This window comes from Niallia sp. 03133, assembly GCF_052663225.1.
The window spans coordinates 126927-139815 of the sequence record NZ_JBQTCY010000005.1; the positions used below are offsets into that span (position 1 = coordinate 126927).

Sequence of the window (12889 nt, forward strand, 5' to 3'; positions counted from 1 at the left end):
TATATGCATATATTCCCAGTTTCCCTCCTGGTGGAGAACTCATCAGGGCTGCAGCATTCGTAAGTTTCATTGCTTTTTGTAAAATAACCTATCTCTTAACAATTGAAACAGCAATAAACGCTAAACATGCTGAAAATAACTAGCACATCATGGCGATTAACAAAATGCAACACCCTTTTGTTTCCAATTTTTATTTTATGTGAATTTGTGAACATTTTTCAAACTTTTTGTGATTTTTAACTCAAATCAATATTTTTTCATTATGATATAGCTATCATTTCAAAAAAGGAGACGGTGGAAAAAAACAAAGCCTAATCTTTTATTAAATCCATATTTACCAGTACTTTTCGACTGAATTCAACAAATTTCACTGTGTGCAACTCATCACAAACCAAGCTATTCTAAACTGTTCATTTTTTACTTTTATTTATAAATACATTGCTGACGCAATGGTATTTCTCGCTTTTAATAACTTCACCGTTCACAAAATCTCATTAGATGAAGAGATAAAATTTTAGGAAGAGGAGGAAGAAATACATGGATATGGTATTTCTATCACGATTACAATTTGCTTCAACTACCATTTTCCACTTTATATTTGTGCCCATTTCGATTGGATTGGTGTTTCTAATCGCAATTATGGAATCAATGTATGTAAAAAGTGGCAATGAAGAATATAAAAAAATGGCGAAGTTCTGGGGGAAGCTATTTCTCATTAATTTCGTTATCGGAGTCGTTACAGGGATTCTTCAAGAGTTCCAATTTGGCATGAACTGGTCCAATTATTCTCGTTTTGTCGGCGATGTGTTTGGTGCACCTCTTGCAATTGAAGCATTGCTTGCATTTTTTATGGAATCTACCTTTATTGGTTTATGGATTTTCGGTTGGGAAAGACTTTCCAAAAAGGTTCATTTAGCCTGCATTTGGCTGACAGCTGTAGGTACGATGATTTCTGCTTATTGGATCCTTGTTGCCAACTCTTTTATGCAGCATCCTGTTGGCTTTCAAATAAACAACGGCCGTGCAGAAATGAATGACTTTTTTGCTCTTATAACAAACGGGCAAGTGCTGGTGGAATTCCCGCATACTGTATTAGGAGCTTTAGCTACAGGTGCTTTTCTGGTAACAGGCATCAGTGCTTATAAATTATTAAGAAAACAGGAAGTATCATTCTTTAAAAAATCATTCCAAATTGGCATCACAGTTGCCTTAATATCAACCTTTTTGACAATGGTTGCGGGGCACGCACAAGCACAGTACCTTGTCGAAACCCAGCCAATGAAAATGGCAGCAAGTGAAGGTCTTTGGGATACAAGTGAAGATCCAGCACCATGGACTACTTTCGCTAACATAGATGTAGAAAAAAAACAAAACTCAAATGAAATTAAAATCCCTTATCTTTTAAGTATCCTTTCCTACAATACACTTGATGGAAGCGTAAAAGGAATGAACGAATTACAAAAAGAGTATACGCAAAAGTATGGAGAAGGAAATTACATCCCTCCAGTAAAAACAACTTTCTGGAGCTTTAGAATCATGGTAGTCGCCGGAACAGCTATGTTTCTATTAGGCATTTATGGTGTGTATTTAGGATGGAAGAAAAAATTAACGGCAAAGCCAAATAAATGGTTTTACCGTTTCATGGTTGCAGGTATATCCTTGCCATTTATTGCTAATACTTCAGGATGGATCATGACGGAAATCGGCAGACAGCCTTGGACTGTTTTTGGGTTAATGAGAACAGAAGACAGTATTTCTCCAAGTGTGAGCGCCGGCCAAGTATTATTCTCTGTTATCACTTTCTCTACTATTTATGCAATTTTAGCTGTTATCATGGCCTTCTTATATGTAAAAGTGATTAAAAAAGGACCATACATGCTAGACAAAAAAGAAAATAAAGTAAACGCTGACCCATTTGCAAAGGAGGGTTTCCATGCTTGAGTTAAATGTTCTTTGGTTTATATTAGTTGCTGTTTTATTCATCGGGTTCTTTTTCTTAGAAGGATTTGATTTCGGTGTGGGCATGTCTACCCAAATCATTGCCAAAAACGATACAGAAAGACGCATTTTAATTAATTCGATCGGCCCTTTCTGGGATGCGAATGAAGTATGGCTCATAACAGCTGGGGGAGCATTATTTGCAGCTTTCCCTCATTGGTATGCTACTCTTTTCAGTGGATTTTATACCCCTCTTGTGGTGGTATTATTAGCACTGATTATACGTGCTACTGGATTTGAGTTCCGTGCAAAAGGCGACAGCCCATTATGGAAAAAGTCTTGGGATGTCTGCATCTTCTTAGGTAGCCTTTTGCCGCCGCTTTTATTCGGTGTTGTATTTGCCTGCTTTATGCAGGGTCTGCCGATTGATAAAAACATGGAATTAAAAGCTGGTTTTTTTGATATTGTAAACTACTATACTTTAGTTGGCGGTTTAACTGTATTGGTTCTATGTCTCGTTCACGGTCTTATGTTTACAACCCTTCGTACGGTTGGCGATCTTCAAAACCGCGCTCGAAATACAGCGCAAAAACTATTGCCTTTATTAGGCATACTATTGTTGGCATTTACCGTTTTAACGTATATCAAGTCTGATATCTTTGATGCTCGAGGAGAAATATTATCTGCTATATTTGGATTGGGTGTCATCGTCTTCGTGCTGATCGGCTTCTTTATTTCAAGAAAAAGAGATGGATGGGCATTTGGCATGACAGGCGGCGTCATTATTCTTTCCTTTGCAGCAATATTTATCGGCTTATTCCCTAGAGTAATGATCAGCTCGATCAGCGATGCTTTCAGCTTAACCATTACAAATGCAGCTTCTGGTAACTATTCTTTAAAAGTAATGACAATAGTGGCTCTTACCTTATTGCCTTTTGTTTTAGGGTATCAAATATGGAGCTATATTGTTTTCCGCAAAAGAGTTACTGAGAAGTCTCATCTTGAATACTAATGAAACAAGATTTGCTTAAATTCAAAGGGATCAAGCCGATTCTCGTTTTATTGACATTTTTATCGATTTCACAAGGTGCAGCTATTATTCTGCAGGCGAAATGGCTTGCAGAAGTAATCGTTGCTTTATATAAGGGAGAACCGTTTCAAAAACAATATGAGCAAATCATATTGTTTTTGTGCGCATATATCGCCCGTCATTTTCTTCATTTAGGTCAGCAGAAGATTTCATCACAATTTGCGGAAAAAACAAGCAAAGAATTGCGATTTCTACTTGTAACAAAATTATTCCAGCTTGGGCCTAAGTTTACAAAAAAACAAGGAAGCGGCACCATTGCCACTCTTGTTTTAGAAGGAATCTCCCAATTTAAAAACTATTTGGAGCTGTTTCTTCCAAGGATGACGGCAACAGCCGTTATTCCGCCTATGCTGCTTCTTTATGTTTATTGGATGGACTGGATTTCCGGCATCATTTTAACGATTACCATGCCTATTTTAATTGGTTTTCTAATTTTAGTTGGATTAGCGGCAAAAGGACAAATGAACCGCCAGTGGGCTACCTATCGAATTTTATCCAATCACTTTTTAGATTCATTAAGAGGATTGGAAACACTTAAATTTCTTGGAAAAAGCAGAAAGCACAGTGAAAACATTGAAAAAGTCAGCGAACAGTATCGTTCTGCGACAATGAAGACGTTAAGAGTAGCTTTTCTTTCCTCTTTTTCATTAGATTTTTTCACCTCTTTATCTGTTGCTTCCGTTGCAGTAAATTTAGGTGTCCGGCTGATCAACGGTGATCTAACGCTGCTGCCAGCACTTACTATTTTAATCCTTGCTCCAGAATACTTTCTGCCAGTCAGAATGGTTGGGGCTGATTATCACGCGACATTAAATGGAAAAGAAGCGGGTGAATCGATTCAAGCCATTTTGAATCAACCAATAACGAAGGAAGAATCACCTGCAGTTAATGGAAGCATTCATGAAATGACTTTTCAGGAAGTTGGATATCGTCACAAGGAAGAGGAAGAAGAAACATTGCAGAATCTTTCTTTCCATATTAACGGCTGCAAAAAAATTGGCATAGTCGGCGAAAGCGGTGCAGGGAAATCTACCTTGATTGATCTATTAAGCGGGTTTTCCAAGCATACTGCTGGTTCCATTTCCTTAAATGGAAGCGCAGCTAATTTAACTAATAATAATTGGAGGCAGCAGACAACTTATATTCCTCAGTCTCCTTATATTTTCAGTCTTTCTTTACGGGATAATATCCGGTTTTATTCTCCGGAAGCTACAGATCAGGAAGTAGAAAATGCGTTAAAAGCAACTGGTTTATATGATTTGTATACGACTTTCCCTAAAGGGTTGGATGAATGGCTAGGGGACGGCGGCAGATCATTAAGCGGCGGACAGGAACAGCGGATTGCGTTAGCACGGGCTTATTTAAGCAACCGCCCTGTTATGTTATTGGATGAACCGACTTCCCATTTAGATATTGAAACAGAATTTGAATTGAAAGAAACGATGCTTCCCCTTTTTCAACATAAATTAGTATTCCTCGCTACCCACCGTCTACACTGGATGGAAAAGATGGATTTGCTGTTTGTATTAGAGAAAGGAAAGATTGTCGAAATCGGAACACATCAAGAATTGATTGAAAAAAAAGGTGCCTATTACAGGCTGCTGAAAGCGTAAGGAGTGAATGCACATATGGAACAGGAAAAATGGATTCTTCCTTATATAAAAGGAAATGTCCCGCGAATTATCTTAATCATCGGCATCAGTTTTCTCACCGTTTTGACAGCAGCCATGCTTACTTTTACTTCCGGTTACCTCATTTCAAAAGCAGCCATTCCGGTAGAAAATATACTGCTGGTCTATATCCCAATTGTTGGTGTTAGAACTTTTGGCATAAGCCGTGCTGTTTTTGCTTATTTGGAAAGATTGGCAGGACATGATACCGTCCTCCGGATTTTATCGCGAATGAGAGTGAAGCTTTACCGGATATTAGAGCCGCAGGCCCTCTTTTTAAAAAATCGATTTAAAATTGGAGATATGCTTGGCATATTGGCAGAAGATATCGAACAGCTGCAATATATTTATCTACGGACCATTTTCCCAACTATCTCGGCTGTTTTTTTGTATATGGTTGTGGTGTTTTCGATAGGAATGCTTGATGTTGCATTTGCTCTGCTTATCGGCTGTTATCTTGCGGTATTATTATTGGTTTTGCCTTTGTTTTCCCTGCTGTTTATCCAGAAACAACAAAAAGTATATAAACAGAAACGAAATGGCTTATATCAATCCTTAACAGACAGCATCCTTGGCATTAGCGATTGGGTAATCAGCGGCCGCACAGAAAGATTTATTGCAGATTATGAAAAAAAAGAAGCAGTTGTTGCAGGAATCAGCAATAAATTGCAAAACTTTTCAAGATGGAGAAACCTGGCTGCTCAATGTATAGCTGCTGTTATTATTATTTCGCTTGCTCTTTGGTCCAGCCAGCAATATGCAGCGGGAACCATTTCCGTGACCCTAATTGCAGCAATTATATTAGTGGCATTTCCTGTTCTTGAAGCATTCTTAATTATTTCAGATGCTTTTGAAAAAATCCCAGCTTACCAGGATTCATTGGAAAGATTAAAAAAATTATCAAAGGATGCGGATGCTTCACTATCTAATAATCAAGCTGTTTTAGATGTAAGCACTATTGATATACAAGTAGAATCTGCCAGCTTTTCTTATGAAAAAGACCTATCTGTTTCAGACGTGAGCCTTTCGATTCCTCAAGGAAAAAAAATAGCAATCATCGGAAGAAGCGGTGCGGGAAAATCAACCTTGCTTAAGCTAATCCAAGGTGCATTGATTCCAACAGCTGGAAAAGTCACATTTAATCATAAAGATGCTTTTTCCTTCCATGAAAACAGCTCTTCCATTATTTCTGTGCTGAATCAAAATCCACACTTATTTGATACGACGCTTCGGAATAACTTAACATTAGGAATCGATGAACCATCAGCCGAAGAACTGACAAAAGCGATAAAACTGGCACAGCTGGAAAAACTGGTGGAAAACCTGCCAGATGGCCTGGATACATTTATGCAAGAAACGGGACAGCGCTTTTCTGGAGGAGAAAGACAAAGAGTGGCACTTGCAAGAGTTCTTCTGCAAAATACCCCTATCGTTATTATGGATGAACCAAATGCAAGTTTAGATCCGCGTACAGAAAAGGATCTGTTAAAAACCATTTTCGCAAGTCTGGACGGAAAATCGATTATCTGGATTACCCACCATTTAGTTGGCGTAGAAGAAATGGACGAAATAATCTTTATGGATAGCGGCCGGATTGAGATGCGCGGAACACATGAGGAATTGTTAGCCACAAATCCTCGCTACAAACAATTATATCGTCTGGATCATCCAGACACTTTATTCCACTCTTAACGGGCAGTAAGACCCCCACCTCGGGGATGCCGAGAAATCAAGGAAGCTAGGTGTTGAAACTTGCCCGTAAAGATCAGATAAGTGCAACTAACCATCAGTGGAGGATGAGGAAAAACCCCCACTGATGGAAGTTTACTTTATAATAAAATGCTCCTTTTGTGGACGCTGGCATCTGTATTTTCACACAGGGTTAGCACCACATAAGGAGCGTTTTTTTAATCAACAGAATTTTTTATCACCTTAAAATTTGAGTGGTGCTTAGCTCCTAATTATAGTCCGAGTCCGTACGGCAATGTACACTGTCACTAGTGGCGCAAAAGACGATCCAGCAATTTGGAAAGGTTGATATTTTAGTCAATAACCATGCTGTACAGTATGTGCAGAAAAGCATCCTAAGATATTACAAAAGAACAATTGGAGCACACCTTCCGAACAAATATTTTTTCCTTCACTCCTTTTTAGGCATTTATCCTGTTATCGTATGCAGCAAGAAGCGAAAAGTGCCCTTGTGATTGATAAACGCTTGATAGGGAAGCAGCGGGCTGCCGCAAGGGATGATAAAAGTGTATATCATTCCATATTCTAAGAATTAGGCGTCTGCTTCTTCCGCAGAGAAAGAAACAAACATTCCCTACGAATGCAGAACATCTGCCAGCTGAGCATCTATTGTCTCTGTTAAATCCATTACACTTATCTCAATTTGCATGCCGATTTTCCCTGCGCTTACAATGATGGAGGAAAGACTTGCCGCATGTTCATCAATGATGGTAGGATACTGCTTTTTCATTCCAAAAGGAGAACAGCCGCCGCGAATATAGCCTGTTAATTTTTGAATATCCTTTACCGGAGCCATTTCTACTTTCTTCTCTTGAACGATTTTTGCTACTTTTTTAAAATCAAGCTCTTCTGCTACAGGAATGACACAAACATAAATGTCATTGCTGCTTCCTTTTACAACTAATGTTTTAAATACCATCTGAATATCTTTATTGATTTTATTCGCAACAGATATTCCATCTATTTTTCCATCTTTATTCGTATATGTATAGAGTTCATAAGCAATATGATGACTATCTAAAAAACGCATTGCATTTGTTTTTGCTTGTGCCATTCAACTTCCCTCTTCCAATAATTACTCTTTTCTTCATTATATCAAAAGGAAAAATATGCATCTAGTCACGCTATCGACAAACGCTCGTTTTCGATCAGCCTGCTGTTTCTGCAAAAACGGCTTTGTCTGCACTCTGAAGCTTCTAGAATTGGCAGTTTATCTTTGTTCATGGAGATGAACTTTTTACCCAAACCTCCATATAGTATAAAAAACTTTCTTTTTTAATTTCTATTCAGGAGGACCTATATGAAACCAACATATCAAGATGCTCTTGCATATTACGGGGTTAACGGAGCGCATCCAGGTGGATTAGCTTTAACAAAAACTTTGTTGGAGCAAGAACTTATAACTGCTGCAACGAAGATTCTTGACGCCGGATGCGGAACGGGGCAAACATCTGCCTATATAAAGAAAAATTATCCTTGTCATGTAACAAGCATCGATTACCATCCAACCATGATAAAAAGAGCAATGAGTCGCTTTAAAAAAGAGCAGCTTTCTATCAGCTTGTTTCAAGGAAGCCTTGAAAAGCTTCCTTTTGCAGATAATAGCTTTGATATTATTCTTGTCGAATCAGTTCTGATTTTCACCAACTGGAAAAAGTCTCTATCAGAATTAAAACGTGTGCTCAGGCCAAATGGCGTTCTGCTTGCATCAGAAATGACATCCGAAAGAAAGTTGAGTCCAAATGAACAATATAATATGAGCTCTGTCTATGGAATTGAAAAAGTTCTAACAGAACAAGAATGGATAAACGATATACAAGAAGCTGGCTTCACCTCCGTTGAAGTAAAAGTTTCACATTCTGTATTTTCCCATCTTCTAAACGCTCCTGAAATAGATGAGGAAGGACTGGATCTTAATGTTCCAGGAAATGCGGATATGGAAAATAAACTAATGGAACATTCCCATATTCTGTATGCATATGGGAATATTGTTGGCTATCGTGTTTATCGTGCTATTTGCTGACTAATTCTGAAGCAGTGATTTATGCACCCAAATGGCAGCTTGAGATCCTTCCCCCATTGCAATCGTTACTTGTTCCGAGTGTGCAGCGACATCACCTGCGGCCCAGACATTTTCTATATTTGTCATTTTCGTGCGTCCATCCACTACTATATGCTGATTATCCAAGAGCTTTACACCTAGCTGTGCTGCTAAATCAGATTTCACTTTATTTTTTCCAAATGCAATAAAGCTATGTTCTGCCTTCACTTCCATCTCCCCTTCTAAAACATAGCTTTTCAGTTTTTCTCCCTCTGCATTTACTGTTGTTATTCTTTTATTTATATGAGGAATCTTTTTAGCCTTCATCTTTTGCTCTAATTCCTCGTCTACTTGATCACCGCCATGATTAATATAAAGAACTTCTTTTGTCCAATACGTTAAGGTTAATGCCATATTGGCTCCAACGTTTCCATTGCCAATCACTACTGTTCTTCTATCCTTTACTTCGTATCCATCACAATCTGGACATACATACACACTTATTCCTAAGCAAGGAAATAAGGCAGGAAAAGGAGGGATTGTATCCATTATGCCTGTCGCTAATAACAGTCTCTTTGCTAAAAATTGTACATGAGACACTGTTGATAGGATAAAATCGGCATTCTGTTTTTCCGCTTTTATTACCGTATCCTGTAAAAAAGAAACACCTAAACAACTTGCCTGTTCTCTGCCGATTGTTCGCAATTCTTCCCCGCTTATGCCAATTGGATAGCCTAAAATATTATGATAGCTTCTGCATAATGTGGATCTGCCGTCATTCGAATCAATGACCAGCACTTTATGTTGATACCGGCCTAATTGAATGGCTGCCTGCAAGCCGGCTATGCCCCCGCCTACTATAATACAATCATATGTCTTCATCTTTCTTATGCCTTCCCTCTATGTCAAAAATGATGATGCCCATTTGTTTAGATTTTCAGGAAGAAGCATATTTTATTCTTTTTTGAAAAAGAAAACACAAACCGATCCCGTTAAGAGTGGGATAAATACACTGCAAAGGCTTAGAATTTAATTACATGTAAAGGAATATGTACCTCTAACGGAAAACACTGTCACATCTCGTATAGAAAACATCATTGCTAAAAGAATCAGCTAATTTAAATGGTAGTTGAAACTAAAAGCTTTATATATACGTATTATTAAATAGTCATTCATTATTTAAACTGGGGGAAGTTTAGTGGCGGTATATAACAGCGTTGCAATTATTGGAGGGACTGGAAAAGTAGGACAGCATTTGGCAAAAAAAGCATTAGAAAATGGCTTTAAAGTACGTATGCTTGTTAGAAATCCAAATAAATTTAAAAAATACGATGACAGAATAGAGCTTATTTGTGGAGATGCCCAAGATGAGAAGGCAGTTCATCTTCTATTAAAAGGCTGTGATACTGTCATTAATACTTTGGGTCAACCTGTAAAGGAGGAGAAGCCTATATATAGCAGTGTAACGAGTAGCATCCTTAACAAAATGAGTGATTTGGGAATAAAAAGATATATTGGAGTTACAGGAGGATCTCTTACAATACCTGGAGACAATAAGACATTCATCAATAAAGTAGGTGCTAAAATATTTGAAATCTTATTCTCCAACATGATGACCGATAAAAAAAGGGAATTATCTATTTTACAAAATAGCGATATAGAATGGACACTCGTACGGTTACCTTTCGTAATGGAAGGTTCGGAAACAGGTAAAATTAAAGAGGATTTAAAGGATATGCCAGGCAGAAAGATAATGAATGCAGATATAGCCGAATATCTTATAGATCAGATTAATAAAAAAGAATATATTCGAAAAACGCCATTTATCTCTAATTAACAAATGCAGAATCCGGCCGCTTTTCCATACAAAATAAAAAAGCAAGGATTGGATTGTAGACCATTCTACTTATCGCTTGCTTTTCTTTTATTATTTACTTTATAGATTAATTGGTTTAAAACCTCCGAAAACATTAATCCCATTGCTATCGATCCCGAAATAAGAAACGCTTTTGCAGCTAAGCTTACGGCATGGCTATAATTATTTTCAACAAAATGACGCATTGCATCATAGGCCATTCCTCCCGGGACAAGCGGGATAATGCCGGAAACACTAAATATAATAACAGGTGTTTTATATTTTTTAGCGAAAAAATGGCTGATAACTGCTACTAAAAAGGCGCCTATAATCGTCGCCGGAACCATATCGATATCAGCATATACAGCAAACCAATATGCCAGCCAGCCACACATCCCTACAAATCCGCACGGAAGCAGCAATTTCCTCGGAGTATGAAATATCATTGCAAAGGCATATGTTGCAATAAAGCTTATACATCCTTGTTCTAAAAAAGTAATCATGATAATAAGCTCCTTATAATAATACAAATGAGACTGCAATTCCAGATCCAATTGCAAATGCAGTTAAGAAGGCTTCTGCTCCTTTTGAAATGCCGGACACTAAATGTCCAGCCATCAAATCTCTAACAGCATTCGTAATTAACAACCCCGGAACCAATGGCATAACAGAGCCAATAATAATTTTATCCACTTCTTTTCCCAAGCCAAGATAAACTGCAGCAAATGCGATAAGTCCGACAAGAAAAGCGGCTACAAATTCAGCAAAAAACTTTATTTGTATGACTCGATGAAAATAAATAGAACATAAGAGTCCAGTTCCACCAGCAATAACAGCCGGTAGAAAATCCCCCCAAACACCTTGAAACATAATAAGGAAGCATCCGCTTGCTATTGCCCCTGCTAAAACCTGCATCCAATCCGTGTATGTTTTTTTCTCCTCTTCTATTTTTGTTAATAAGGTATACGCTTCCTCAATAGAAAGTCCACCCGCGCATATTTTCCTCGATACATCATTTACTTTTGTGACTTTTTCTAAGTTTGTCGTTCTTTCAATAATGCGAATTAGTTTTGTTTTTGTCGGTTCTAATCCTTCCAGCGAAAAAATAATCCCAGTTGGCGTAACAAAGCTATCGGAATATTCCACTCCATATGCATTTGCTATTCTTGTCATTGTATCTTCTACACGATAGGTTTCTGCACCATTTCTTAGCATTATTTTTCCAGCAAGCAAACATACCTCAATAATTTCATATGTTTTTTCTTTTGAAATAAATTCCATACATAAATCTCTCCAATAACATCCCACATTTTCCTAAATAGATTTACCTTTTAGCTGTCCATTTTGAAAAGGATGAGCTTTTTATCCCACTCTTAACGGGCAGTAAGACCCCCACTGATGGAAGTTTACTTTATAGTATTTAATAGTTTTCTACAAAAATACATTTACCCATTCCATATTAAAGTTTAAAGGAAATTCCCTTGTTGAATCAATAGCTGATTATTATTTTACAAGTGATGGTGGATGGAAGAAATGAAAGAAGCCAATGAAGGCGCAAAAAAAGCCCTTCGCTTATTTTAAAGGACTTGAATAGTATCGCATTGGAAATTCGTTTTGTTATTTTGAGACTGTTTTTCTTTTTAATCTTTTTGAATGCCAAATCGTGCATTGATTTGACCACGCAGCATTTGTTTTTTTACTTTGCGCTCTTCTTCTTCTCTATTTTTCTTAATGATTTCCTGTCTAATTTCGTGTGTACGAACGCCTTCTTCTCGTTTATTGGCAATCTCAATTAGTCGCTCAACATCTGAAAAAGAATATTTCCGATTTCCTCTTTCCGGCCTTTCTGGAAAGATCAATTTCCGTTGTTCATAATATCTTATTTGTCTTTCTGTTAACCCCGTTAATTCACTGACAACGCCAATCGTAATAACTTTCCTTTTTTTATAGGATGGTTCGTGATCCATTTTATCCTCCCACCTCATGAAGTAGTTATTTATCTCATTATTTGCAATTATAATACTATTAGTCGAAAACAAGACTAATTTTGTTAGTTTTTCTTACACAAAATTAAAAAAATAGGTAAGAATACCTGACAATATAGATGTTTTTTTTGTTATTTTCTTATAAAATGCATACTATATCTGCCACCTAGTCTTCAGATTAGTAAAGCATATATTTTTTTAAAATGGAGAGGAGCAATATTTGAAATGATTAACAAGGAAGCAATTGATTTAGCTAGAAAAATAGTTGAACTGGATCTTCTGCGAGATGAAATTTGGGAAAACCTTGCAGCAGTTGCAGGTGACCATGCATACGATCTACTTCGAATTATTCAAAACAGCTAAATCGCTATCGTTTTTCATTCTTTTAAAATAACTATAGATGTAAAATTATTTTTAAATAATAGTCGGCCATTCCATTGCAATGGTTCGACTTTTTTATTTCAAAAATTTCAAAGAATTTATCGTTTTTCTAGAACAACCTATTTTTCTCCATTTACTTGTGCCTGCAGTCCATATTATTCTTCTCGTATACACAAGAGA

General features: G+C 37.2%; 12 protein-coding genes and 1 pseudogene. 8 read left to right on the forward strand and 5 right to left on the reverse strand.

The features are described from left to right. Positions 1–537: 537 nt before the first annotated feature. From ACTYBU_RS08860 to ACTYBU_RS08880, 5 genes and pseudogenes are all read left to right on the forward strand, one after another. Positions 538–1941: a cytochrome ubiquinol oxidase subunit I gene (locus ACTYBU_RS08860; protein WP_445488977.1), complete on the forward strand. Its 1404-nt coding sequence runs from the start codon at positions 538–540 to the stop codon at positions 1939–1941. Beyond that, the gene (gene cydB / locus ACTYBU_RS08865; protein WP_445488978.1) at positions 1934–2950 is read left to right on the forward strand and encodes a cytochrome d ubiquinol oxidase subunit II; all 1017 of its coding nucleotides are present in this window, start codon (positions 1934–1936) and stop codon (positions 2948–2950) included. Before ACTYBU_RS08860 ends, cydB begins: the two co-directional genes overlap by 8 nt. After that, the gene (cydD, locus tag ACTYBU_RS08870) at positions 2950–4641 is read left to right on the forward strand and encodes a thiol reductant ABC exporter subunit CydD (protein ID WP_445488980.1); all 1692 of its coding nucleotides are present in this window, start codon (positions 2950–2952) and stop codon (positions 4639–4641) included. The genes cydB and cydD overlap by 1 nt, the downstream gene beginning before the upstream one ends. Before the next feature lie 15 nt (positions 4642–4656). Beyond that, positions 4657–6390, forward strand: coding sequence for a thiol reductant ABC exporter subunit CydC (gene cydC / locus ACTYBU_RS08875; RefSeq protein ID WP_445488981.1), 1734 nt, complete (start codon positions 4657–4659; stop codon positions 6388–6390). Positions 6391–6716: 326 nt separating this feature from the next. After that, positions 6717–6840 (forward strand): annotated as a pseudogene (locus ACTYBU_RS08880) (NAD(P)-dependent oxidoreductase); the annotation flags it as partial. A 181-nt stretch (positions 6841–7021) separates the two neighbouring features. On the opposite strand, the gene ybaK reads toward ACTYBU_RS08880, so the two are convergent. After that, positions 7022–7501 carry a Cys-tRNA(Pro) deacylase gene (gene ybaK, locus ACTYBU_RS08885; RefSeq protein ID WP_445488983.1) on the reverse strand — a complete coding sequence of 160 codons (480 nt, stop codon included), beginning with the start codon at positions 7499–7501 and terminating at the stop codon, positions 7022–7024. Positions 7502–7747: 246 nt separating this feature from the next. On the opposite strand from ybaK, the gene ACTYBU_RS08890 reads away from it, so the two are divergent. After that, the gene (locus ACTYBU_RS08890; protein ID WP_445488985.1) at positions 7748–8470 is read left to right on the forward strand and encodes a class I SAM-dependent methyltransferase; all 723 of its coding nucleotides are present in this window, start codon (positions 7748–7750) and stop codon (positions 8468–8470) included. Here ACTYBU_RS08890 and ACTYBU_RS08895 read toward each other — a convergent pair whose 3' ends face one another. Then, a complete protein-coding gene (locus tag ACTYBU_RS08895) occupies positions 8471–9370 on the reverse strand; it encodes an NAD(P)/FAD-dependent oxidoreductase (RefSeq protein ID WP_445488987.1) in 900 nt (299 codons plus the stop codon). Positions 9371–9686: 316 nt separating this feature from the next. Here ACTYBU_RS08895 and ACTYBU_RS08900 point away from each other — a divergent pair, with 316 nt between their 5' ends. Further along, positions 9687–10325, forward strand: a complete 639-nt coding sequence (locus tag ACTYBU_RS08900; RefSeq protein WP_445488989.1) for an NAD(P)-dependent oxidoreductase — start codon at positions 9687–9689, stop codon at positions 10323–10325. 65 nt (positions 10326–10390) lie between these two features. On the opposite strand, the gene ACTYBU_RS08905 is transcribed toward ACTYBU_RS08900, so the two are convergent. The 3 genes from ACTYBU_RS08905 to ACTYBU_RS08915 all read right to left on the reverse strand — a co-directional run bounded on the left by ACTYBU_RS08905 (position 10391) and on the right by ACTYBU_RS08915 (position 12310). Further along, complete coding sequence (locus ACTYBU_RS08905; RefSeq protein WP_445488991.1) at positions 10391–10846, reverse strand: threonine/serine exporter family protein; 456 nt, start codon at positions 10844–10846, stop codon at positions 10391–10393. A gap of 13 nt (positions 10847–10859) precedes the next feature. Then, positions 10860–11624 carry a threonine/serine exporter family protein gene (locus ACTYBU_RS08910; RefSeq protein ID WP_445488993.1) on the reverse strand — a complete coding sequence of 255 codons (765 nt, stop codon included), beginning with the start codon at positions 11622–11624 and terminating at the stop codon, positions 10860–10862. Positions 11625–11983: 359 nt separating this feature from the next. Continuing rightward, a complete protein-coding gene (locus tag ACTYBU_RS08915; protein WP_445488994.1) occupies positions 11984–12310 on the reverse strand; it encodes a MerR family transcriptional regulator in 327 nt (108 codons plus the stop codon). A gap of 243 nt (positions 12311–12553) precedes the next feature. Here ACTYBU_RS08915 and ACTYBU_RS08920 point away from each other — a divergent pair, with 243 nt between their 5' ends. Then, the gene (locus ACTYBU_RS08920) at positions 12554–12691 is read left to right on the forward strand and encodes a hypothetical protein (protein WP_445488995.1); all 138 of its coding nucleotides are present in this window, start codon (positions 12554–12556) and stop codon (positions 12689–12691) included. Positions 12692–12889 lie beyond the last annotated feature (198 nt).